Source organism: Bacteroides reticulotermitis JCM 10512 (genome assembly GCF_000517545.1).
Classification (GTDB): Bacteria; Bacteroidota; Bacteroidia; order Bacteroidales; family Bacteroidaceae; genus Bacteroides; species Bacteroides reticulotermitis.
Genome location: NZ_BAIV01000020.1, coordinates 17,709 through 44,557, shown reverse-complemented (window position 1 = coordinate 44,557; position 26,849 = coordinate 17,709). Strand labels below are relative to the sequence as shown.

Sequence of the window (26,849 nt, the reverse complement as noted above, 5' to 3'; positions counted from 1 at the left end):
TTATTTTACAAAGAATTAAATTCTTACTTAACATACTTTGCCGGATACTCGAGCGAGAAAGCATAGTTCTCAAGGTTTGTCCATCCGTTGGACGCCTTCTTCAGTGCATCGGAAGGATCATTCTTATCCAATCCCCATGTGTCTTCAAATACATCAGGCATACCATCATTATCCGTATCCAAAAGTTTTGTTCCGGTTTTAATAGTACCGGGGCCACCTAGAGGGAATTGGGTTTTATCTGTTTCTTTTTGAATAATCGTACCTTTTGTTCCCAAAGAGGTCAACTCATCAATTAAGAATGCATCTACTTCATCACGTACGGGGAGAACAGCTCCTACGCTCTTCACGATCCAGTTATATGCATCGGTAGCATTCATATGTTCTTTGATAACGGGATGAGCAGAGGCACGGGCAGCTAGAAAATTAGGTGCACCACTACAATGTTCAGCCCAATTCGCTTCCGTAATTTCCACCCCGTTCAAGACTCCGTCTTTATCTTTATCATAATAGTTACCAACGCAATAGGTGCTAAAATCCGCATTACCTCCCGTAAATGGACGAGCAGGATTCATGGGTACATTCTCTACCTTAATACTTCCGTCAACCTGTGCTACATTCTGCCAGTTATTGCAAAGCCCTACAATAAAGTAGTTATCTTCAATAGCCGTTTCCGATGAGCCCGATGAGTCTCCACCCATGTTATAAGCTGCACCGCTTCCCCAGTTGTACACTACATTGTTAACAAACTGATTCAAGCCTTTCACTTTGGGGTTACGAGTCTTATTATCAATATAGAGGTTACGATAAATCGTAATTCCTTCATCGGTGTTCGTTTGAATCAAACCACCACAAGAGTGATTCTGTAATCCCTGACCAATGATCGAATTCTGAATCGTGATATCTTTAGGGCGTGTACCCTTTCCATCCGGATTGATAGAGAAGTTTTCATCCTTTCCCCATGTAATCGAGCAGTGGTCGAAAATCATGTTACTACCATTCGCAATCCCCATAGCATCAGAATCTCCGGAAAAAGCAGCGCCCATACGAACGCGTAAGTAACGCACAATCAAGTTGGAAGCACCAGAGGCAGAGATTCGGCCACCGTAGAGCACCACTCCGTCACCGGGAGCAGTATGTCCCAAAATTGTTTGATTACTTTTCAATACGATCGGGCTTGAGCTCAGTTTGATGATACCCGACACATCAAATACAATCACACGATAGGATTTACTGACAGCATCACGAAATGATCCTTCACCACTATCGTTGAGGTTTGTCACGTGATAGATCTCACCACCACGTCCACCAGTAGCATTACGTCCATAACCTTCGGCATAAGGGAAAGCTAGTACGCCCCCACCTTCAAAAATAGGGAAGCCAGTTCCACCACTGTTTCCACCGCTATTATCAACTCCGTCTGAACCGTCCGCCAAATTGGTGGGAGGAACCGGATTTAAATCACTCTCACCACTTTTGTCTACACAGGCAAACAAAGTAGCAACCGATAAGCAAGGGATCAATAAGATTCCAGCTTTCTTGCAAATAGATAAGAAAATGTTTTTCATATACTTCTAAATATGGGCATTATTTAATTAAACATTGGTTTTCTAAATTTACTATAAAACGGTATTTAGGCCTATTCTCCAACGATAACTACCAGTGTTAAAAACCAACCATGGCCTTGCCCAAAACCAACATGGCGAATCAACACGCTTTTATCTTCAACTCACTAACAAACTCCATTTGTAGAGAAATACGCACATACCAATTACAATCAAACGTTATAAAATAAACATACAATTAAAGACCCGGTCCGATCTTATCGTATTGCTCTTCTGCTTTAATCTCGGTGTACTTAGGAGCATCCATCATTTCGACTAACGCCCGCAATACCGGGCCTTCGCCCATAGGGTCATTGGACTGTGTCGGACGACGATAATAGTAAGTCGTAGAAGGCATAATTCCTGTACCCACACAAATGGCAGAAACATCACCGTTATCTGTAATTTTAGTCATCATACCGGATAATCCTTGCCAGGCGACATAGATAAAATCCGGATTCAACCATCCTTCTTTCACCCCACGAGCCATTCCGAAAACGAACATGGCAGTCCCAGTAATCTCCTCATACGAATCTTCTTTATCCAGTAGTTGATGCCACAAGCCATTTTTGCCCTGATAGCGAGCTACACCACTTGCTTGCTTGCGGAAGTTTTCAAGAACCGCTTCACGCATCGGATGATTCTTAGGCATCCGGCTCAACAAATCGGCTTGTGCCATGAATACCCAACCATTGGCACGACTCCAATGAGCTACACCGTGCTCATTATTATCTGTGTGATAACAGTGGTAATAAATATTCTTTTCCGCACACCATAAATACTTGGTGTAATTGAGCACTTGTATAGCAGCATCCGTAAAGTACTTATCCTCACCGGTCAAGGTCCCCATACGGGCGAGAAAAGAAATAGCCATGAAAGCGTCATCCGCCCAAATCGTATTTACGTGTGGCAGATACGAGCAATGGTTCCATCATCCAAACGAGGTTCTCCATCATTTAGATGTGCTGCCGTCTCATTGATGTAGCTTAAATACGCTTTATCAGGGTGTTTCATTTGCAGCTCAATCAGGCTGGCACCCATCGGCCCGTTATCGTCCAAACGCTTTCCCCGGAAAATCATATGCCAGCTATGGCTACGAACAGCATTCCATCCTCCTTTTTTGAAAGCCTCGTCATATTGTTTGCGGAAGAAGTCCAGGTTTCCTTCATTGAAAACAAAGTCCATATTCTTCTGCACATAGCTTTCATACTTCTTATTACCGAGCTTATCGGCAAGTTCCATCAAAGCAATATGGGTAACGCCATTGGTGTAATGCCAATTGTTATACTTGCAATTGACTTTTACATCCATGGAGAAAGGTATATTCTTCACTGAGGGATATATTTTCCCTGTTTTCGTATCTTTGAAATCATAAGTTGTATGACTCAAAATTCGATCAGCAATCTTAACGGCAGCATCTTCTGCACTCATTTTTGTCTGAGCCTGCACGGAGAAGCTCGACAAGCTGGCAACGACTGCCAATACTTGAAGAATATTTAATCGTTTCATCATTCTACTTTCTTATTATACATTTGTACATTCTGATTATTCTCCATATGCAACTGGCTTGAGGCTTTTACCAGAAAGTCAGTCATTTCCCAATCTTTCGCCCAAACGATTTTACCCGCTTTCTTACCGTTGAAACGAACATTTTCAAACCGGAAGGTATCAAGTGTACTCTCTTTCAAACCGGTCACTTTCACACAAGTCTCTGCATTAACAGCCGACACATTGTTCAAATAGATATTACGAAACTTAGGAGTGCCCTGCTTCGGATCTACGGGAGTCAGCATCTTCGTCCAGTGAGCAGGAATCGTATTCTTATTATATCCCTTCGGCAATAAAGAATTGCTATAAGCCGGATGCCAATCCATGTCTACGACAAAAGGATCGCGCACATTGATCATCTCGATGTTAGACAGATAGATGTTTTCTATTACCCCACCACGTTGACAGGTACTTTTGAAGCGGAGTCCATATTTCGTTCCCACACCTTTCATGTTGTAAGCAACGATGTTGCGGATACTTCCCGATGTTTCGCTGCCACAAGTGAATAATCCATCCCCATGCCCGGCAATACAATCGCGGATCACAACATACTGGCAAGGACGATTCACCCGAAGTCCGTCACTATCACGTCCGGCCTTCAAACAGAAGTTATCATCATTGCAATTTATGTTTGAGTTTTGAACCAAGATGTATTCCGAAGAATCAATATCGATTCCATCGGTGCTCGGACCCCGCCCTTCTATATTATTGCTAATAATAACTCCATCTACAGTGATGTATTTACTATATAAGATGTGAAGGCTCCAAAAACCCGGTTGATACAAAACAATATCCTGTACGGTTACATTCTCACAGCTTTCAATCAAAATTCCGCGCGGACGTTCACAATCATAATCGACAATCCAACGCAATCCTTTGGGGTTATACTCTTTGCGCATTGCGTAGTATTTATCCCAAAAGACTTTGCCTCGCCCGTTAATAACTCCATTGCCGGAAATAGCGGAGTTCTTCTTCCCCAAAACATTAATTAAAGCAGCGGGCCATTTCATTTCTACACCAGCAACACGAGTATCGATACGCTTATAATCTTCGAGATTCTGAGAACCTAAAAGCGTAGTTCCCTTGGGAATATTCAGGTTGACATTATTACCTAAGAAAATAGAACCGGTAAGATAAGCCCCCGGATTGAAAGTAACCGTTCCGCCTCCTGCTTGTTCGGCCGCATCAATCGCTTTTTGAATGGCTTCCGTATTCATTTGTACAGCATCTCCCAAAGCGCCAAAGTCATTTACATTATACTCTACAGGCTGAACCGGAAATGTTTTTGCACCAACCTCCTTCATCCAAGGAAAATCCGGGATATTTAAAGTTTGGGCAGTAATTCCTAATGCCAGAGACGCAAAAAAGAAAGCTATACACACACATTTACTCATAATTAAAACGATTATGTTCTTATAATTGAATACCTATTATTTCCCTAATTCCAAACATCCCATAATGAATGGCCGGTAGCTTTTGCGTCGTTGTCGCGCATCTTCTCGCCAATGTAATATTCGAAACTTCCATCGCGGTAGGGTTTTCCTCCCAATCCGCCCACCTGGCAACATCTAGTCAGCGTCAATGTACCGTCGACATTGCGAACTAGTAGTTTATCCGAGATCCCTTTGAACGCTTTTTCGGCTACAGCGCGATATTTTGCATCAATATATCCCTTGTTGACAGCTTTCGCATAGGCATACATGCATTGAGCGGTAACGGAAGCTTCGGGGAAGTTTCCCTCGCGATCGGGCTGATCGATAACCTGATACCACAACCCGTTTTTATCCTGATACTTAGGAAGTGCTTCCGCCAAGCCGTTGATCCAGCTAACCATATCGGCATATCCTGAATGGTTTTGAGGGATATAGTCAAGCGCATCAACCAACGCCATAAACCACCAACCAATGCTACGTCCCCAGAAGTTAGGTGAGTGTCCCGTTACCGGATCGGCCCAACGCTCGCTCTTATCTTCGTTCCAAGCATGATGATAAAGACCTGTTTTAGCATCATACGTATGCAGGTGACAGAGTCTAAACTGACGTACGGCTTCATCGATCCATTGCGGCTGATTGAACTCCACGCCATATTGTGCCATAAACGGAGAAGCCATGTACAAGCCATCCAGCCACATCTGACGATTGTATATCTTCTTGTGCCAAAAGCCACCGTCGGCTGTTCGCGGCTGCTTCTTGAGTTGATCGATCAGATCGTCCATCGCCAAGCGATACTTTTCTTTATGAGTTTCGCGATAAAGGTCGAATAACACTTTACCGGAGTTGATATAATCCAAGTTATAAGTTTCCTTTGCGTAAAGGTGAATCTGCCCTTTCTCATTGATCAAGGAGTCAGCCCACTTTTCCACATAGTCGAAATAGCGTTTCTCACCGGTCTGTTTCCACAGGCGCAACATGGCACAGCACCCTACGCCCTGCGCATATCCAAAAAACAGCCGCTTTCCGTGATCCAATTGCCACGCTTCGGGGAAACGTCGCATTTCCGAATCAGCAAACAGACGATAGTAAGTATCTGCCGCAAATGTATCGGTGCGGAACGGGACTGCCGGAAATCCTTCCTTATTATATAGGTTCGTACGGAAAAAGGTGCCGTATCCATAGCGCACAGCTACCGGGGAAACAACCTGAGGGGATGACAGAACCAACGTGCTCCCAGTGATGAGTGCCGTAGCAGGATAGAAGCGAGCATCTGCACCCGCTATAAAGAATCCTTTCACAGGCTCATCACCAGAAGTTCGAAGGCCGCCTGCCGCATAGTCAAATGTCAGCGTAACTTTTCCGTTCGCTATCTCCATCGACTTATACAGCGGACCTGAACAAATCATCTCTTTACCATATTGTTTCACTAACGCCCAAGCTGCCAATCGCTCGCCCGGGACTACCTTGTTGCGCGGGTGTATATCCGTAGAATCGGCTGCATCCGTCACAACTACCATACCTATATTATCTAAATTACTTTGCCATGTTTTCAGCTGCGCTTCCCGTATACCGGCAGGCTGCTTGTAATGAGGAGCAATCTGTACGAAGTAGAAAGGCATATCCGGCTGGTTCCACTCTGTACGCCAACTGTTTATCAGATTCATAAACACCTCCTGATACTTCTCATAACGAATTGAATTGGATTCTCCCTGATACCAGATTGTTCCTTTCAAAGTATATCCACGTAAAGGAGCAATCATTCCGTTCCACAGCGTAGCAGGGGTTTTATTCACATCCTTCTGCGCAAACTCCGCCATTACATCGGCATAAAGCGGATTATTCTCCATTACATTCATACGTGTCCATGATTCGGCGTGCGTTCCACCCCAGGTGGACTGGATCAGACCGACCGGCATATTCAGTTCCTTATAAAGACGGCGTCCGAAGACGAAGCCTACTGCTGAAAAGTCTTTTAAGTTTTCGGGTGTGCATACCAGCACTCCCCTTTGCAATCTTCCGCTTCCACTCCGGCTGATAACTGATGTTCTACATGAAAGAGACGAATCTGGGGATAGTCGGCATCCTTCATTTCTTCGGCTTCGTTTAGCATACCAGTTTTCCATTTCGTAGCCGGATTTTTGGCTACCGGAAATTCCATGTTCGATTGTCCGCTGCATAACCAAACTTCACCGACGAGTATGTTACGGATAATAATTTCGTTATCTCCTTTTAAAGTCAGCGTCTGGTTGGCCACAGCCGACGGAGTTTGCATAAACACTTCCCAACGGCCTCCTTCAGAAGCTGTGACTTTGTGTTTTTTACGTTCCCACGAAGATTTTAATGTGATTTTCTCTCCCGGACGAGCTTTCCCCCAAACACGTACTTTCGCATTCTGCTGCAAAACCATATTATCCGAGATGATTGAAGGAAGTTGCACATCAGCAAGAAGCCCCAAAGGGAAAAACAGAAGTGATGCGAACAAGAGAATACTTATATATGCAGACTGTTTCATGACGTTTTTATAGTTATTAGACCCGATTAAACATGTCGCAAATATATCCCGTTATTAGTAGATGAAAAATAGATAAATTAAGCTATCAATGTAAATTTGTACGTTTCTTCATCCCTGGCAAGGTATGCATGTATGATTATCCATGCATCTGTACGTTTTTCCATCCCCATATGGCGGCAGGATAGTGCACAGCCTGTTCGGATTCACAAATGCGAACGCTTTTATGATATATATTTGGAATAAACAGCTCAATAATTACATGTAAAAACAGCGGTAAAACAATCGTTTGATTTCCCCCTTCAGGTTTCAGTTTCAGAGATAAGCAGCTATACAATAGACACTTGCGGCTGAAAGCTGTAATTAAAAGCAGGTTACCGGGTTTCAGGCGGTTTTTAGCCTATTTAAATGCAAGCCTGTTTTCTCAAAGAGATAATTCCGTCGGGTATTTGGAAGAGTTGATCAGTCGTTTTAAGTAAACTGAGTACTTGTTGAAAGCAACCTGAGTACTTGAGTGAGGTAAACGGAGTGCCAGGTTGGGGTAAGCTGAGTACTTGGGCTGAGTAACCGAACTTCTTGATTCAGGTTACTTGCGTGCCAACCTATTAATAGCTGAGAGATAGACTATTAATATTCCAAGCCCAAGCTATTAACACCTGAGAGCCTAACAACAATAGGCTAATTTCAAGTGACTATAGAACCACTTTTACCCTATAACCATCCGGATATCGAATAAAAACAGAACGAAACGAGAGCAAATTTGAACCTAAATCAACGAAGAGCCTTTCAGTCTTTCTCTGTTGCAACAGCTTGGTTCGGCTAAAACACAGAGAATGCGTATGCAAACACAAACGATTGTTTGGATTCCAATAGGCAAGCAAACAATAGAGGCAACATGTGTTGGCCGATCAGCCGACCCGGGTTGTCCGATAAGCCAACCTCCGTTAGCCGATCGGCCGGCCTCCGTTGGCTGCTCATAAGCCCGGCAGAAATTTCTACCGCATGATGTTGGAATTTGCATAATAAGATCGGGCAAATGCATAAAACATGCTTTGCAAATAGGGACAGGCGGTGATCTCTCGAACCACCGCCTGCCATGCATTTATCGGACTCGTAAAATGTAGGAAAGTAGTTAAGCGGGTTACTCTTCCGGAGAAGCATTATCTACCCCACGCTGATAAACGGAAGGAGCCATACCAAACTGAGCCTTGAAACATTTACTAAAATAGAACGGATCATTGATACCAACCTTATACGATACCTCCGCTACGGTGAAGTTCTCTTCCGAAAGCAATAGTTCCGCCGCTTTTTTCATCCGGACGATACGCAAATACTCACTCGGAGAATAACCGGTAACCCCACGTAGTTTCTTGTAAAACACCGTACGCCTGAGATTGACCAACTGAGCAAACTCATCCATTGAGAAGTCCGGACGAGAGAGGTGTTGCTCTAAAATTATCGCTAACCGGTCGGCAAATTCCTTATCGCGGTCGGTAGTATACATCGCAGCCCGAACAAGGCCCGGTTCGCTAGAGAATTTCTCTCGCAACTTATCTCTTTGCTCGATCAGGCGGAAAGCACGAGCCAACAGCAGTTTGATGCTGAATGGTTTTGCAATATAAGCATCTGCACCGGCCTCAATGCCTTCAAAGTGTTTCTCCGGCGAGTTTAAGGCCGTCAACAAGATAATAGGGATGTGACTGGTTGCAAAGTCGGATTTCAGTTTTCGGGTAACTTCAAATCCGGTCATACCCGGCATTAAGACATCACAGATTATCAGATCGGCGTCATAGGTACACGCCTTCTCAAAGCCTGACGTTCCGTCAGCTGCCACCTCTACTTCGAAATAGATGCCGACTTCTTCTTTGAGGAATTCTCGAATGTCATTATCATCCTCAATAATGAGAACCTTCCGTTTATTTAAAGGAACCGCGATTTTCTCCGGTTCGGGAAGTTCTTCATTCAGATCAAGCAGATGTTGTGCCTGCCCGGCCGCTTCTTTGAGCAACGCATTTCCGGGAATCAAAAAGTCGCTATCGGCATAAATCGTTTTATCCGAAGGAATACAAACCGTGAATACAGACCCAACGCCTTCATTTGCCGTATACTCAATCGTTCCCTTATGCACTTGTACCAATTCATGAGTCAGATGCAAACCCACTCCGATACTATCACCCGAGAAGCTGCTTTGCATAAAACGCTTGAACAGCTCATTCTGCTTATCCTTCGGAATACCAACGCCGGTATCAGACACCTGAATTTGCAGCATCTTCTTCTCTTCGTCTACATGAACCGTAAAGAGAACCGATCCACCCGATGGTGTATATTTAAAAGCATTGGAAAGAATATTGTAAGCCACCTTATCCACATTCCCTTTATCTATAAACATCTTATAGGAAGGCACAGAAGGCAGAAAGCGGAAAACCATGTTCTTCTGTTCGGCAACATCTCCGAAACTGAGGAATATCTCATATAGGAAAGCGATTACATCGGTTTCTTCCAAAGATAGAGTCAGCTTATTATTCTGCATCTTACGGAATTCGAGCAATTGATTGATCAGCCTCAACATCCGGCGAGTGCTCTTCTCCATGGTGTGCAGCGGATGCGTCAATTCTCGCGGAATATCGTCGACACGCTGTATCTTTTCCAAAGCTCCCTGAATTAAGGTTAGCGGCGTACGGAATTCATGCGAAATGTTAGTGAAGAATACCAGTTTGTATTCGGTCAATTGTTTTTCTACATTGACGCGATTGCGCAACCGGTTGAAGTCCCGGACGATGCGGAATGCGAAATACAAAGCCACCACAATCAAGATAAAGTAACCCACCATAGCCCAACCGGTTTTCCAAAGTGGAGGGACAATTACGATCTTCAATACCGTTTCCCTTTCGTTCCAGATGCCTGCGCCGTTGCACGATTTCACATGCAACAGGTATGTGCCCGGCTCCAGATACTTATACGAAGCGAAGTTCAATGACGAAGGTGCACTCCACGTCTTATCATAGTTCTCCAACCAGTACATGTATTTGGTCTGTCCGCTATCCGAATAATCGAAGGTAGAGAAATCAAGCAGGAAAGAGTTCTGGAAATACCGCAAAGTTATTTCGTCCGAATAAGACAGTGACTGCTTCAATGGCGAATCGTCAATTTCAGGATTCGTTTGAATACCATTCACATAGAGGTTGGTGAATACGACCGGAGAAAAAGACTCATTGCTTGGGATCTTCCGGGGGTCAATCACAGCCAACCCATAGTTGGTTCCGAAGAGCAGCTTCCCATCGACTCCCAGACAAGCACTATTCTCGCTATATACATTTCCAAGCGTATAGGAAGAGAATAGATAGTTTTCAAACGAGCTATTCTCGGGATTAAACTTTGAGATACCATACTCTGTAGCAACCCATAAACGTCCGGATTCATCCTCCAGAATAGCCTGTACCACATCATTCACTAGCCCTTCTGAGGTTCCATAATGCTCGTATTTCAACGTTTTATAATCATCGGTCAACGTACAAAGATTTAGCCCCGCACCAGAGGTTCCGGCCCACATACGCCCTTTCTTGTCACGATACAAACACCTGATTTCATTGCTGCAGAACTTTCCGTTGGTATAACTGAACAAGTGGTAATTATCGGCATTAGCGATCAACGAGTCCGGATGAAAGACACAAATTCCCTCGCTAGTCCCCATCCAAACCAGTCCGTTCTCATCCTCCTCCATCACCCGAATCATACGCAATCCATATTTCTGCTGAAAGAAATGACGAAACTCATACTTACCGTCAGCAGTAGGTACTGCCAGATCCAATCCTCCTCCGAACGTACCGATCCACATACGATCTTGCCGGTCTCTGTAAAGGGAGAATATATGATCATTGGCTAACGAGGCAGGATCAGTCGCCACCCGTTTATACCAGGTATTACCTATTTTCAAGCCATCGCCACGCGTACCCATCCAGGTTCGCCCCTCTCGGTCTTCCATAATGGCGTAGACACTGGAGTGAAAATACTGATTGCTCACTTTGGGATTCAAATGCACATCGTAATTGTACAAGCCTCCTTTCCGGGTTCCTAACCAAACATCGCCACTCTGCATCCGAGTTAACATACGTATCGTATTCGAGCGATCGAAGAGTTCATTCGACTCTGGGAACACACGTGTAATGCCTTCATTAGCAATCGTTATTCGCGACAGCCCCGAATACTCCGAACTGACCCAGATACCTCCCGCCCGGTCCTCCATCACATACAGCAGAAAATCCGAACTGATCGGACTGGCATTCTTCTCGTCCGAAACAAAATGCTCGAGTTTATCTTCAGCTGTATTATAAGCAAAAAGTCCGTTGCCATAAGTTGAGATCCAGACAATACCTCTCGAATCGTGCACCATGTGATAACGCTCATAATCGATATAGCTCAACTTATCCTCCGGGATCAATTGAAACTCTTTCACCGCACCGGTATTAGCCAAGATGTAATAAACACGCCCTGTATGGTTATATATCCAATAATTCCCTTTATTGTCACAAATCACATTCCCCTGCTTTATCTTCAACTCGGAGTTGACGGAGGCCCGCTGCGAGGTGAAATCATAATTATAGACTCCATTGGCGGTAAAGATGACCCATTTATCTTTGAGAAGTAAGCTCCCTGTCGGCGTAATGCGTCCGGCTCCACCTACTAGCGAAGCCCGTTTTTTCAGTTCTCCGGAAGCAGCCACGTAACAGTAAACATCTCCATTGGTAGTTAGAAAATACATATCTTTCTGATACGACTGCGAGAAGATAAAATTGCTTTTTCTATCTTCTATCTTATATTTTCCTTTATAGAATGAGACAAGGCCGCGCATGGTGCCAAACCACATTCTTCCCGAAGAATCTTCGCTAACAAACTGCACCCGGTTGTCCGACAAGTTGCCATGCTCGGTCTTAAACTCCGTCGAGGTCATTTCCCGTTTCTCCTTGCTTACCGCTACTCGCCGCACTCCGTTCCCCACATGCCAAAGCCATACATCGCCATTGGAGGCAACAAGCATATTGGAGTAATTCTGTTCCAGGTTCCGAGTACCTGTAAAATCGACAAAGCGTGCATTCTCCAAATCATAACAACTGTACAATTCAGGAGTAGTGGCCACCCAAAGGAAACCGTTTTTATCTTCTATCAGACGATTAATTCGATTGTCCGCCAATGAAATACGGTCGTTTTTCCCCGCTCCCGGCTGAAAAGTAAGAAAGGAGTTTCCGTCATACCGGCTTAACCCATTCAGAGTACCCAACCACAAAAAGCCTTTGCTATCCTGATAGATGTAACGCACTGAGTTACTCGGGAGTCCGTCGCTCGTTCTCATCTGTTTGGAACGAAGCTCGATGCCAGCATACGTATTAAAAATTAGCAAGGTTAGAAGTAACCAAGTCAGAGTAAACCTATTCTTCATGTGGATGTTAAGATTAATGATAAATGCTATACAAAAATAGCCAAGATAGTTGAAATTAGAAAACAATTAGCGCATAAAATAAGAAGAGGGTTGTTTATCAGATGCTAAACAACCCTTGCTTTATTGACCAAAGTATCAATCCATATGAAACACTTCCGGGAGTGGTATCGAAACTGGAGAATTATCCGGATTTACATCCATAATATCAGCCATATAATCCCACCATTTCTGCACAATAGCCGTGCTTCCCAGATCCTGCGATCCTCCCTCGCCCGCTGTCTTCTGACAGGCAAAGAGGATGTTGGTTTCTCTATCCCAATAAATGGAGTAATCCGATACGCCATTTGCTGTAAGCAAGGCTCTCAGCTCCGGCCAGATGGCTGCATGACGCTTCTCGTACTCAGCCTCACAGCCCGGTTTCAAATACATTTTAAAAGCTTCTCGTTTCATAGTCTTATATAATTAAAGTTACTCATCAGCAGCATCATTCAGCGGTAGGTACCGAGAAAATAGGAGCGGCCGTAGCCTGCTTGGTCGTGTAGTATTGCAAAGCGCTATCGTTCATTTTCGGATGAAGGGTTTTCAAGAGTCGAATCATTTCCGCACCTGCCCAAATCACCGGTCCGTAGCCATGAGCTGCATACACATTCACCGGACGATAGTAATAGAAGGCCGGATCGAACGCCATACCTGTACCGACACAAGTTCCTTCCACTTGGCCTTCCGCATTGATTTTACCAGATACAGCATTCCAGCCTAACTGTGCCACCGGGCCATAAGCGATCGGGTCTATCCAACCTTTACAAATGGCATGCGCCAGACAATAGACGTAGATAGCGGTAGCCGATGTCTCCAGGTAGGAGTCATTCCGGTCGAGCAATTGATGCCATAGGCCCTCACCGCTTTGCAAGGCAGTTACCCCCCGCACATGTGCCCGGAAGTAGGCCATCACCTTGTCGCGTTGCGGATAGTTTTCCGGAAGTACATCCAACAGTTCGCAGGCAGTCAGCATTGCCCATCCGTTAGCCCGTGCCCAACAGAAAGCCGGATGATCGGAGCTGCTCTCTACCATCCGTGGCGGTAGAGTCCTTTCTCGGGGATAAACATACGTTCGGCAAACTGCAAGAATTGTCTGACAGCCTCCGCTTGGTGTTTCGCTTGCGCCTTATCTGCGTAAAGGCTCATTTGCGCTACAGCCGGAATACCCATAAACATATCATCCAACCACAACGTATTTAGCTGCGGACGATTGCGTGCAAAGGTTCCGTCGGCCAACCGATATTCCTTGTTCACAATAAAGTCGAAATAGTTTTCAATCAGCTTGTACCGGGAGGGTACGATCTTTCAAAGAAGCCTTGATCATGGCTGCACACACCGCACCGGCATCATCCAAAGCACCGGGTGTAAGTATCTGTTTCATCTGTGGGTCTGTATCACCTTTTTCTTCGAGCACCCGCTTGAAATGCGGCGCTACTTCGGCTAGGAAGCGAAAGCGGTTATTCACATAATCCATGTACCGCGAATCCCCTGTGGTTTCGGTTGCTGCCATCATCGCAGAATAGGTCACGCCCCATTCGTAGCTGGCCAACCGAAAAGCTCCCCGTTCCAACTGAGAGTTGACATCCAACTTCGTATAATCAGTAATCACCTTACCGGTATGCTTGTCCACTACCCGCGCGGGAGTCTCACGATCTACATACGTGAGAACACGATCGAGATCTGTCTTGACTTGTTCGGGTGTTAACTCCCCATATTTTCCCTGATAGCCCGGTTGCAACAAATGCAACGGAGTATTGGAATCGTTTATGACGCTTTCTTCTTTTGCGCCCCTGCCGGTAAAGTAACCATTACCGTTAGTAGCAGAGCCATTGGAATGATGCGATAATTCATGATCTTTCTTTTATTTAGGTATTTTAAATCCTCGGAATGTTTGTCCACGCAGTTCCGGTCCGAAGTAGAACCCGGGCTGAGTCGGTTGGTTGTAAGCTACATTCTGTGTCGCAATGCTGATACGATAAACCGGATCTTCGAGGAAGGTGTGAAAGCGGTATTCGGTCGGAATAGTAGTGACATACAGACGCAACGCTGAGTTATCTTCCGTACGCAACAACACCTCTTCACGCCAGTCACCTATTATATCTCCTTGCAAACAAGGGGTAGCTTTGGTTCCATTGTTAGAGATAGCTCCTTCGAAAACAGTCATTTGCCGGCAAACTCCGGCTTCCCAATCATATTTGCTTACCACATTCCGATCGAGTAACTCACGGAGCAGATCTCCATCCCACCAAACAGCCATATTCGTAGGGAAGCGGCGCATCTTAGTGGTCACCTTTTCACCTTTAATGTCGACAACGCCTCCTGTTGCCCATGACCACATCTCTACCCCCGGATGAGTCGGGTCAATATCCGCTGCCATGCAACGGCCTACATCTTCCCCACTCTTTACCTGAAAGAGCACTTCTCCCGTACCGGCATCTCGATACGTAGAACCGTCGCGACGGTTCTCGTGACAGCCCCAGATCTGTAGCCCGGGACGAGTAGGATCAAATTGGGTCATATGAATAGCATCTCCATGTCCCATACCGGTTGTATAAAGCCCTGTACCATCATGATCGATGGCACATTGTCCGTATATGATTTCATCACAACCATCACCATCCACATCACCCACGCGCAGGTTATGATTTCCTTGTCCGGCATATCCGCCATTCCCGGGTGTATTGCTATCGAATACCCAACGCTGACGGAGTTCTTTTCCATCCCAATCGTAAGCGGCCAACACCGTACGGGTATAATAACCACGGCACATCACCACACTGGGATGTACTCCGTCCAAGTAAGCTACGCAAGCCAAAAAGCGATCGCTACGGTTTGCACGCGTATCACCCCAACCCATGAGGTCGCCTCTCTCAGGCACATAGTCAACCGTTTGCATCGCTGCTCCCGTTAATCCGTTAAAGATCGTCAGATACTCCGGTCCTGAAAGTATGCGTCCATTATCCGCGCGATAATCCGCACGAGCATCTCCGATTACTTTTCCAATCCCATCAATTGTACCATCGCCTGTTTTCACCACTACCTCTGCACGGCCGTCGCCATCGAAGTCAAAGACCATAAACTGGGTATAGTGTGCCCCGGCACGTATATTCTTTCCCAGATTAATACGCCATAGATGTTGTCCGTTCAGTTTATAGCAATCCAATAGAACCGGGCCGGTATATCCATCATGTGCATTATCATGCGCATTCGACGGCTCCCACTTCAAGATTATCTCATATTCACCATCTCCATCACATCACCGATGCTTGCATCGTTCGGGCTATAGGTATAAACATCACCTGCCGGAGTTACTCCGCTTTCCGGGCGCACCAAAGGAATATTCAAATAACCTAAGGGGGCATTTTCCGGCAACTGGTAACTACTTTCCGTATGCCCTTTGATCGCCTTTACGGTATAAAGAGCGGCAGTGCTACCGGTATAGTTATCTTTAAAGAATGTCTCGTTTTGCAAAGGATGTGTATTCAATTTCTGACCATCACGATAAACATCGAAACTTTCGTCCATTGAATCCGAAGAGAGATAACGCCAAGACACAATTACTGCCGAAGCGTCTTGACGCACCGCGATTACACCACGTCCCAACTGTTCACGTTGCAACCGATCGAAATCATAATTTGGTTGGGCGGCTGACGATAGAGTAGCCAGGAGCAAACCCATTAATAAAGTCCATTTTTTCATGCTCACATATTTTATTTCTAGTGTTTTGTTTAATCGTTCATTCCATTACTCCGAAGTGCTAAGACATCTACTCAGCAGCTTCAAGATCCTTTTTTGATGGTTTGGTAAACCCAAATCTGATCAAGTATCACGCCATCGTCTAACGCTTTCAAGCGCAGCGTGTGTCCGCGAGCGTTTCCAATCGGAAAACTTAAAGTCCGGATCGCTTGATTACGCAAGACGTTTTCCTTCCACTCTTCGCTGCGACCCTGAGTCTGGTATTCAACTACCTGCTTGTTTGTATCGTCCCATGTTAACTCCAGACGCAATGTTTCTCCGTTTACCGGATGATTGGGCAATAAGCGAAGTTCAATATCGATCGAGCCTTTCGGCATTTTATCCAACGAAAAGGTAACGCTGCTTCCTTTTTCGATATACGCTGCTTTCTCTCCATAACCGAGTCCTTCGTAAATAACCGGTTTTCCTGTAGAAGAAACAGACTCAGTGCCATTCAACACAAGAAGTGGCTTCCGGTAACCGGCTAGTACTCCTGCTTGTATCTGCTGCGGTTTCACTCGATCAAAGACAGGTAGGCGACGAGGTGAAGCATCCATCATCCGATTCCATTTACCCCCTTTGAGAGAGTTATACCGATGAGTCAGTGAAGCAATGCTGTCAAAAGCAACATCACTTTCACGCCAAGCGGCTTTACCATGACGTGCCAATTGGGCGTTCAGTAGTTTCCGATTCATCTGATCAGCAGCCTGCACCGGATATTGAACTAATTCAAAATAGGCATCTTGCTTATTAAGCGGTAACGCCAGCACCACTTGCTCTGCTTCATCTGATAAATATTTATACGCCTTTAAGCGTTCTCTTATCTCCTGTTCGCTCCAAGGCAGATCACGCACTTCTTTGTACAAAGGATCTTTTTCTTCGGTCCGGGTATTCGCCATAAATTCCGGCTTACGGATATACGCCAGTCGGTAGTGCTCTTTCATCACCGGAAGGAGTGTTTCTCCTGCCTGATTGCCAAACTCACGCTTCAACCAGCCTTCCAAATGGGTGTTTACACCTTCTACAGCCACTTTATTCAAGTCCCAGGCCATGTCCATAAATAACTCGATTTGGTATTCAGCCGGCTTAATATCACCTACATTTAATATCCACATTTTCTGGATACCCGTTGCATAAGCCTTGCTCATTTGCTGATAAATCAAGGAAGGATGGGTAGTTCCCAACCATAAATAATCATGCGGCCTTCCCCAGTAAGAGACATGATAATAGACTCCGTTTCCTCCTTTACGATTCCGTTCTACCTCGGTAGGGAAGTGGCGAATATATCCGTAGTTATCGTCACACCACATGAGGGTGACATCTTCGGGAACCTGCAAACCGGTATTATAAACATCAAGGACTTCTTTATAAGGAATGAAGACCTGAGGAACTTTAGCGGCATCCGGATTGACATATTTCCCTAACAACAATCGCTGGTCCTCCAGTATATTGATCAATGCTGTCTTTTGCTCCTCTAATGTTTTAGCTCCTTGCATCTTTCCATCGTGCACACCACGTATACCCAGTGTGTAGATGTTATCCGCCTTCGCAACGTCAGCTACCCGCTGTTCCCAGAAACGTAGGACCGATGCGCGGTTGTTTACATAGTCGTATTCACCTTGCCCTTCTACCGACCATTCACCGTTTGAGTTGCGCATCATCGGTTCACAATGCGAGGTGCCTATATAAATACCATACTGATCGGCCATCTCTTTATTACCGGGAGTGAAATAAAACGGACGGGAACAAGCATGCATGGCCGGCCAAAAGGTATTGGCACGCAAGCGAAGTAACAATTCGAAAATGCGTTGATGAGTTTTGGGGCCGATCTGTCCTTTGACTCCCGTTGGCTCGTACGTCTGCGAACTCCAAGGCATCAGCCCCCAGTCTTCATCATTGATAAAGATTCCGCGAAACTCTACCGTAGGAGACTGTGTTGTGGAAAAACCGGCTTCGAGGCGAAAGGCGGGTAAGGGAGAAGGGGTTACATCTGCCCACCATTCCCAAGGAGATACCCCCATCAATCGAGAGATCTCCATAACACCATAAGCCGTTCCCCGTTTATCACTTCCGGCTACGACCAATACAGGTTTGTTGTCACGCTGTAATACACTGACCTGAAACGCCTCTTTCTTTCCTTTCAGTTCGGAAACAGATACGAGATTCTCCGCAATCAGTTGATCAATCAAAGGACTTGTTCCGACTGTTCCAACCCAGACATCTCCCTGACGGGGTGAATATGCAGGTGTTACAGACATTACTGCTTGGCAATCGCGTACAAATAACTGCAAAGCGTTGGATACGACTTTAGTTTCCACAGTCGTATCACAAGCAATCACAAACTGACGACCGGATTGCAGGCAGAACGCTTTATCGTTCTGCCCCCATCCAACCTGTGCTACGAGTGAAAACAACCCACAAACAACGAACCTTTTGCACATACCTATTTATTGTATTTTTTCTTTAAACTCAACTTCTACAATTCTCAGTTCATGCGCGGTTTATCTCCGTCCTTCGCCTTAAACATATCCAGTTCATTGGCCACGGGAGCCGCCACTTCTACAATCTGCCCGAAAGCATCATTTTCACTGTTCGCTCCTTTCAAGCGAATTGTGATTTCTTTCGCCCGTACGGGTTTTACATTCAAATGAATGTAGCCCAAGCTCTTATCCGTATCACCACGCCAGATTAACGTGTCGCCGGCATAGATATCCAACGGATAGCTACGCATCCGCCAACCGGTCAGTTTGATGCAGATCTCATCTACCACCGCATAGCGTCCCAAGTGATAGGTAATCCAAGCGGTACTCAACTTACCGTCATTTCTCCATTCACTCAATTCATTGTCATCGTAACTATTGCCAGCCGACTCTTGATTGACTCCTGTCTCTGCCGAAGCAATAGGCACATCGACCACACGCTCCTGATAAGAGGGAGTAGCAGGAGTTTCTCCTCTCAATAAACTTCCTTCCAGTTCATTACCCGGTATGTATGTACTCAATCCATTCTGCACGTCAACAGCAGTAGAAGTAAACGTAAGTTCCGCCGGTTTCATGCCTTGAGCGGAAGCTGTCAAACGAATATCGCCCGGTATGCGACTGGAACGGATTAGTACCCGGTTCACGCCACATTCTACAGGCAATGTTTGAGAAAGAATATAATTATCCGGGCCCTGAGCAATACCTCCACGCCACTCAGCCGGACCATCCAAGGCAAATTGTACCGGGTCATTAGCCAACGGACAGCGACGTCCACGAGAATCAACCGCTTCTACTTCCACCAATACCATGTCGACACCATCGGCCTTCAATCCGGCCGGTCCCTGCATCAATGTGAGTCGTAGAGACGCTGGCTTACCGGCGGTTTCTAATTTCGCCCGACTGCATTCGCGTCCTGCAACATCATAACTTACCGCTTCCAATGTACCCTCTTCAAACTTTACCTTATCGAATGTATATAGAAAACGATATTCCTGACGCCCAAAGCCCAGTGACTTCCCATTCAGCAGCAGTTCGACTTTGTCCGCATTGGAAACGACATAGACCGATTTCTCAACGGAAGCATCGTAATTCCAATGCCCAATAATATGAGTACGCGGTTGTTCCGTATCAACCCAACCATCCCACATCACCTGATGCGCAAAGAAAGCATCTTTCGGAATTCGCATGGGATCCGTTACTCCACTACGGCGATAGTTTTCTTCGCCACGGAAGTGAGTATTCGTATCTGAGAAGATGATTTTCGTACCACCGGAACTTACCCGTCTGCCTGTACCCGGACGCTCACGCCAATAGTCATACCAGCGACGGATGTTTTCGATTGCCAACATATCTTGGTTGTGGTTGTAATCACTTGCCGGCGCATTCCGGTAAAGGGGACCCGCTCCTTCTTTATGAAACGGATAGCTGTACTCATCCCAGTATTTACGCAATCCTTCATCCCGGCAATACTCCATCGCCCACATCGGATGCCGGGCACTTTTATTAATATAAAGCATCTCGCCTCCATATTCCGCTTCCAGAATATCCAGCATTTCACGCGAGCCAATCGCCCGCCCACCATGCGGATCATATTGGTCTCTGATAGCGATCATCTCAAGCATATGCTCCCGGCTCACCGATTCATTACCCGATTCGTAGAATAAGATACTCGGATTGTTCCGGTTGTAAATAATGGCATCACGCATCAACTCGGTACGTTGTTCCCATTGACGCCCTTCCCGGTCTTTTTCTGCGTCACCCGCCGGCATCGCTTGTATCAAACCTACACGGTCACAAGACTCCACATCCTGTTTCCAAGGCGTCACATGCATCCAACGCACGAGGTTGGCACAGCCTTCCACCATCAAGCCGTTACTATAGTCACTCAACCAGGCAGGAACCGATATTCCGACTGCCGGCCATTCATTGCTGGTGCGTTGCGCAAACCCTTTCATCTGGATCACGCGTTCGTTCAGCCATATCTTACCATCCGCAAAGCGCGTTTTACGAAATCCGGTACGGGTACTAACTTCATCCATACACTTTCCATCGACCCAAAGAGATGTTTTAACCGTATAAAGATAACCGTATCCCCAGCTCCAGAAGTGCAAGCCTTCGACAGTCGCTTCCGCCTTCACTTCTTTAGTTTCACCCGGAGCAACAGTTGTTTTATCTCCTTCAAAAGTGCTAACCAGCTTATTGTCGCGGTCATACACCTCTACCCGGTAACCAACTTCACGTGCTTTCGTATACTCATTTCGAATCTCCGACTCGGCATGAATAACCGCTTGTCGTTGCTTTACCCGAATATCATCGGCATAGATGTATACCCCGGTTGTTTTTAGGTTGCTATATAGCGGAAGAGTTTGATATATTTTGTCGGTAACATACAACCATACGTTCTTGGGAATTCCGCCATAGTTGGCATTAAAGTTACGGTTGCTCCACTGATACTTTGCCTGCGTGGCACGTTCGCGATAGTCCCAGTTATTATCCACGCGTACCGCAAGTACATTCTCTTGCCCGAAATTCAAATATGGTGTAAGATCAAAGCCTACTGCCATAACTCCATTCTCGTGAATACCGATATGCTTTCCATTCAGATAGAAATCTGCCCCCTGACGTACTCCCTCAAACTCGACAAAGACTTTCCGTCCTTTATCTGTTTTCGGCAAACGAAAATGCTTCCGATACCAAACAATGGTGTCCGATAGCTGATCAATAGAAAGCTTAAACGCTTCATCTTCATTAAAAGCATAGGGTAAGTTTACAGGTTTCCAGTTCTTATCTTTATAAGAGGGATGTTCCGCTCCCTGAAAATCTCCCACTTGGAGAAGCCAATCTAGGTTAAAGTTATATTTGTCTCTAGCCTGACTCTGAAAAGGGCAGAGGAAAAGTAAGATCAATAGTGATAAAATAAGATGGTTTTTCATAATTCGGTATTATATCAGTATTTGGCAAAATTAGGTAAACAGGAATTAAACCTCCATGTATTATTGTACAAATGTCTGCAAAATCCAACGTTTATTCATCGGGCGGGCAGACTTCCAACAGATAAATTGCATCCAGCCCCCAGGTTGCCACTCCATTTGTACTCACTCCCGGACTTTCATTAATCGCAGCAGGAACATCCGGTGGAAGGACTTTATTCACAACGAACGGAGCAAATTCTCTCACCTGCTTTCTCGGATAAAGTAAATCATTCCAAGCCTCCTTTCCTAAATCAGGACGATTCAAACGCCACGCCGCATATCCTTCCAAACGAGATATGCGGAAATTACTCCGACTGATATCACGAGCCTGTTGTTTATATCGCAACGCATGGTCCAGCCAAGCTGTTTCCCATTCCGGAAGGTCAATCATTTCCAGCAATTCATTCATAACCTCAAACCCACCCATAATTGGCATCAGATGGTTCGTGTTCTGCAAAGTCGGATCACCTTCGTAACTAAGTCTTCCCGTTGCAGGATCAAATCCTAAAGCTTTATTTCCTGTGAATAACCCGTTCGGCAAGGAAGCAATACTTCTCATTCCCGCTATTATTTTATCTCTATAATTCGTATTGCGGGTACGTTCCCATTCCGTCATCCAGTTTCCGGCATACGCCAACCAGTCCGGTCCGATCCGCAATCGTGTAGGAGCTGTGCAAGGAAACTGTTCACGAGGTTCGGCAAGTCGCATCGGATCCAATGTATACAATTTCTGTTCGGCATCTTTCACCTCCTCCATCAAATCACCGCACCGCTCGTCGGTAGTCAGGTAATAATAAAAGCGATTCCAAGCCGCTTGGCTGATACGAGCTTCTTTAGCTCCACATCCCCAATGACTCACATTATGGCGGCTTCCCAAAGGAGCATTGGGTCCCAAGTGATAAACATCCACCTCACCGGTATGCCGGGTCATTGCCTCAGCCATCCGCCAGATGTCCGCTCTTCCGGTACGCAGAAAACTATACCAAAGCCACATATTGGAAGCCAATTCAGTATTATCCCAAGCAAAACCTCCGACATCATACTTCCACTCATGGCGCACCGGGTCATAGGCGTGCATCACGTCTCCATAATTCCAGAAGCCATACCATTTATGCTGTTCGATAGCATCGCGATAGAAATCAATCATTCCATCCAATCGATCTTCTATCTGCGAACGAAGCGGAGTGGTTCGGTCAGGTAAACTCCAGACCCCGAAAGCACGTTTGGCATGTAAGTATTCCGGCTCGCAAATTAGCTGTGCTACCGCAGAAGCATTCGCAGCTTGGGCAGCTATCGCTGCTTTACCCGGATAAGCAGCCTGTGGCCAAAGGGTAAGCGTACTTGTACGGGCAATCCCATAAGGTGTACTCAGCCCCTCCTGCACATCCTCATAACTGGCATCCAAGTCATGCGCTATATTATCATAATGTCGCAAGTCCATCGGCTCAGCCTCAGGACTCCACAGCCAAACCGTCAGTGAAGCACTATTGGTACGGGCATTTTCTATCTCCAATGCAGAAGGATAAGACTGCCAAAAATCGTGTAAGCAAACTCCCAACCCTCCGCTAACATCGCCTACAAAAGCGTATCCTTCGGAACGTTTTCCTGAGAATGTACCAATCCATGGATTATCATGATTCGCCCGCTTCCGAATGGAGAAGGCATCGGCCGTAAGATGCGTCAAGCGGTAGTCATTCCAAGAAGCCCAATGGTCAATCAGTTCCCGATTCTTTTTATCGAATGATTCATAAGAAGGAATACGCTGACCAGCCATCTGTTTCCGCTGTAAAGACTCTTCGCTACTATTTCGCTTATGTTCCTCATTCTCCGGTTGTCCGAGTGTTAGCACCCGCCGGCCCACTAATGGTTGCACCGGTTCGCTCCACACCCCTCCGTCTGCTGCGGAGAAGGCAATATGACGGTTATAAAGTGCTTCACGCATCGGAACATCGAAACGAACACCTAATGCACGAATGAAATCTTGGTGCTGATCGCCATCATACACAAAACTATGCACCATTTTTACCTGTTCGCTACCGGCATAAAAGTAAAGTCGGACAACGAATGGCAACCATTCCCGTCCCGCATCACTCCGATGAACGCCTGTCAATTTTACCAAAGCACGAACTTTGCCGATACGCTCTACAACTGCCGATTGTATCCAACCGGTATAATGAGCAAAGGAAATCTGAGTCGTACTTTCAAGAATCGGGGCACTTTGTGTATTGCACACCAATCGACTCTTCTCGCCGACTTTAGTTCCTTTATAAAATAAGCTATCGAGAAGAAATTGTCCCTGCCGGGAGATATAAGCGGAGATAACACCGGTCTCTATTTGTATACCCTGAGAAGTTTCCAACAGGCTCACAGCTCCTTCGCTGCCAGCGTTTGCATTCTTCCGCCAAGTTTTCTTATGCTTATCCAGTTCTTTCAACTTCAAGCTTTCTGTGCCAGCAGGGATAACGCCTGCTGCTCCGATCCACTTCAAGGAGCCATCGGGCCAATAAGCTAGAGGCCAAGTGTCTATCGGGACTATTTCGCCTTCATTTGTGCTCAACTGCAAACCGTTTTCCGGAAAGATTTGTCCCTTATCAAAAGGGACACCAAAACTAACGGCTTTATCCTGTGCCGGTGTTTCTCCAACCCAACGTAAAGGAACCGCAGATTCTGCCAATGGAGTACATTCATACTTGAAATTGGTAATACGAGTTCGCGATAAGGTGGTGCGAAAGCCGAACCAGCCTTCTTTGAGCGGTTCGGCATCGCGGAAGTCCACCAGACGCTTCTCATCTATATAATAACTAACCCTATTATTTTCATTTGTAATCCGGATGTGGTACCAGTGATTCGCTTTCAGCAAATGGTCGGCATCCGTATATTCTTTTAAGATCGCAGGCCTAAGTTTCGGATCGGCAATAGCTGCCTCATCACCGTTATACCGCCGAAAACGTGTCGTCGTATTGTGATTTCCTCCATACCCCATGTAGTAGAGTTGCAGCGAATAGCAATTCGTGAAGATCCCGTTGCGCCATTTCTCCCGCTTCCATAAGTCATTAGGGTATTTAGGATCCGAAGCCATCCAGAAACAGTTCAAATCACTCAAGCGATCACTTCCCGACTCATCTACCACACAAGCATCGTATTCAATAGTCACTCGTCCACTCATCTTCTCTTTCCGCCACAAAGTCAGTCCCTTTGGCGAAACGATCTCGGCCGTATCGCCTAAAAAAGTCACCTTATAGTCAGCAGCCTCCGATTCCACTTTCCAGTATTTGTGAAACTCTTTAGCATTTAAACCGGAACTCTGTTTTTCCTGTGCTTTCAGTGTAAAAGATGCCAGCAAGCATAAAATAATTACGATGTTTTTCATGGCGTTAATTAGTAGTTCTACTTATTGCAAGATAGAAGTCCTGTTTCTTTCCACAAATGTATGGGAAGGAAGATAATAAAGAAATAGACGATCGTTCATATTCCTGTTTAATTGTCCAAAAATCCTGTGGCTCTCCTTAATAAAAAGTAATTATACGCAAGAACAGGGATTCGCGGTAGAACAGTCGCATGGAGAGCATTTCTCTGAGAATAGAACAATCAGTATCCATTTATCACCTGCAAAATACGCAATTTAAGCGAGTTGCACAATGATACAACACTTTCATGTCATAATCACTTTTTGCCATAAACAGCTGATTGATAATATAATATATTGCGTCTACTTTTTCAGACTGATCTATTCAATAGATAATACCGATTTCCAAAGACTGAGTACTTAGCAAAAACCTCCTTTTAGATGCTAATAAACAACTAGTTAAAGACATTTTTGTCCATTACATTTCCTGTCCCACATATGTGGAACGGCCGACTCACTATTGTGGAACAGCTGTTGCACATAATGTGGAACAGGCGTCGCACATAATGTGAAACAGGAAATAGAAGGGAATAAACCTGAAAAAAGACTGCTTAAATCCACGAATAGTTCCGCACAATACGGTTCAAGAAAGGACTTATTTGACGAATTGAAACTCTGTTTTTAAAGAAAATAAGCAATAACTATCGCTCGTTAGAATAAAGTGACTTCAAAAAAGAAGGCGCATTGCAATTAGCTGATCTACTGAACAATATGCGAAAAAGTGATTTAGTCATGAGCGTATTGCATCATTGTGCAAAGTGCCTCTGCCAAGCCCCGAAGATGAAATTAGGTACGCAGAATAGGTACACGGACATTGTACAGTTTGCAGAAAGAGTCAAAATTTAAGTAGTACTCAGGGAAAATGAGAGATCATCCCCAGATTTTTGCAAGTGATCCAGATATACCTATTATGGCACCACGAAAACGGTCCGGGGCCAAAGTCTATAGCGACTTCATTCCCGGACCAATCCTCACAACACATAATTCTGCAAGCAGAGATCTAGCGTCTTACCCCAATATATTTATCTATTTCTGGAAAACAATTTCTCCGGTTTGTGTGGCTGTGCTGAAAACAATGGAGCAAAGATTATCTTGTATTTGCAGAATTTCCATGCCTGCCAACTCTATTTTCTGCGTTTCAACACCTTCTTTGCTACTCAGAATTTGCAAAGTGGCATTCTCTTTTACGCCGACTGACAGGATGCCGTCCCACGATAAAACAAACTGCTTTCCCTCCATAGCATTCGTAACAGCGACACTATTCTCATGTACTGTTAATCCCCAATCATTAGCTTTATTCAATTCAATTGTACCATCCCAGACAAACCGTTGAGCATCCGAGTTTAATACACTGGACACGACAACAACATATACGGTTGCACGATGACCTTCGGAATCTGTTATAGTCAGAACCACTTTCCCAAATTTCAGTCCGCGAATATGAACAACGTTATCACGATATTCTGCAGTAGCATAACCTTCTGTAGAGAAAGCAAACTGATAACCGGCACTCCCACTCTCTATCTTCAACACATCTTCACTACCTTCCTTGATCTGAATAGCAGTTCGATCAAGCCTGATTAATTCAGAAACCGTATTTTCGTCTTTACAAGAAGTAAAAAGGCTAAGTTGAGACAAAATCAAAACAGCAAATACTATGTAATTATTAAGATACTTCATATTATTCAAAGT

At 45.3% G+C, this 26,849-nt stretch carries 7 protein-coding genes and 5 pseudogenes; all 12 read right to left on the bottom strand.

The annotated features are described in order from the left end of the window. Positions 1 to 23: 23 nt before the first annotated feature. Entirely contained in the window at positions 24 to 1,565 is a 1,542-nt protein-coding gene (locus JCM10512_RS12705) for a pectate lyase family protein (protein WP_044163582.1), read from the bottom strand. Positions 1,566 to 1,800: 235 nt separating this feature from the next. Then, positions 1,801 to 3,110 (bottom strand): annotated as a pseudogene (locus JCM10512_RS12700) (glycoside hydrolase family 88/105 protein). Beyond that, positions 3,110 to 4,543, bottom strand: a complete 1,434-nt coding sequence (locus JCM10512_RS12695; RefSeq protein WP_044163579.1) for a glycoside hydrolase family 28 protein — start codon at positions 4,541 to 4,543, stop codon at positions 3,110 to 3,112. The pseudogene JCM10512_RS12700 and the gene JCM10512_RS12695 overlap by 1 nt, the downstream one beginning before the upstream one ends. 36 nt (positions 4,544 to 4,579) lie before the next feature. Beyond that, positions 4,580 to 6,989, bottom strand: a pseudogene (locus tag JCM10512_RS12690) (glycoside hydrolase family 88 protein). A 1,243-nt stretch (positions 6,990 to 8,232) separates the two neighbouring features. After that, positions 8,233 to 12,525 carry a hybrid sensor histidine kinase/response regulator transcription factor gene (locus JCM10512_RS12685; protein ID WP_044163638.1) on the bottom strand — a complete coding sequence of 1,431 codons (4,293 nt, stop codon included), beginning with the start codon at positions 12,523 to 12,525 and terminating at the stop codon, positions 8,233 to 8,235. 135 nt (positions 12,526 to 12,660) lie between these two features. After that, complete coding sequence (rhaM, locus tag JCM10512_RS12680) at positions 12,661 to 12,975, bottom strand: L-rhamnose mutarotase (RefSeq protein ID WP_044163576.1); 315 nt, start codon at positions 12,973 to 12,975, stop codon at positions 12,661 to 12,663. 34 nt (positions 12,976 to 13,009) lie between these two features. Continuing rightward, positions 13,010 to 14,415: pseudogene (locus JCM10512_RS12675) on the bottom strand (glycoside hydrolase family 88/105 protein). Positions 14,416 to 14,425: 10 nt separating this feature from the next. Beyond that, positions 14,426 to 16,263: pseudogene (locus JCM10512_RS12670) on the bottom strand (rhamnogalacturonan lyase). Positions 16,264 to 16,343: 80 nt separating this feature from the next. Then, on the bottom strand, positions 16,344 to 18,740 hold the full coding sequence (locus tag JCM10512_RS12665; protein ID WP_044163574.1) for a glycosyl hydrolase 115 family protein: 2,397 nt from the start codon (positions 18,738 to 18,740) through the stop codon (positions 16,344 to 16,346). 6 nt (positions 18,741 to 18,746) lie between these two features. Continuing rightward, positions 18,747 to 21,712: pseudogene (locus JCM10512_RS12660) on the bottom strand (glycoside hydrolase family 2 protein). 91 nt (positions 21,713 to 21,803) lie between these two features. Then, complete coding sequence (locus JCM10512_RS12655) at positions 21,804 to 25,121, bottom strand: exo-rhamnogalacturonan lyase family protein (protein WP_044163572.1); 3,318 nt, start codon at positions 25,119 to 25,121, stop codon at positions 21,804 to 21,806. A 1,062-nt stretch (positions 25,122 to 26,183) separates the two neighbouring features. Next, positions 26,184 to 26,837, bottom strand: coding sequence for a hypothetical protein (locus JCM10512_RS12650; protein ID WP_044163570.1), 654 nt, complete (start codon positions 26,835 to 26,837; stop codon positions 26,184 to 26,186). Positions 26,838 to 26,849: the final 12 nt, after the last annotated feature.

Bases quoted from the DNA above. Each gene is read 5' to 3' on its own strand.
- rhaM (WP_044163576.1), bottom strand. From the start codon at position 12,975: ATGAAACGAGAAGCTTTTAAAATGTATTTGAAACCGGGCTGTGAGGCT.
- JCM10512_RS12665 (WP_044163574.1), bottom strand. From the start codon at position 18,740: ATGTGCAAAAGGTTCGTTGTTTGTGGGTTGTTTTCACTCGTAGCACAG.
- JCM10512_RS12655 (WP_044163572.1), bottom strand. From the start codon at position 25,121: ATGAAAAACATCGTAATTATTTTATGCTTGCTGGCATCTTTTACACTG.
- JCM10512_RS12705 (WP_044163582.1), bottom strand. From the start codon at position 1,565: ATGAAAAACATTTTCTTATCTATTTGCAAGAAAGCTGGAATCTTATTG.
- JCM10512_RS12650 (WP_044163570.1), bottom strand. From the start codon at position 26,837: ATGAAGTATCTTAATAATTACATAGTATTTGCTGTTTTGATTTTGTCT.
- JCM10512_RS12695 (WP_044163579.1), bottom strand. From the start codon at position 4,543: ATGAGTAAATGTGTGTGTATAGCTTTCTTTTTTGCGTCTCTGGCATTA.
- JCM10512_RS12685 (WP_044163638.1), bottom strand. From the start codon at position 12,525: ATGAAGAATAGGTTTACTCTGACTTGGTTACTTCTAACCTTGCTAATT.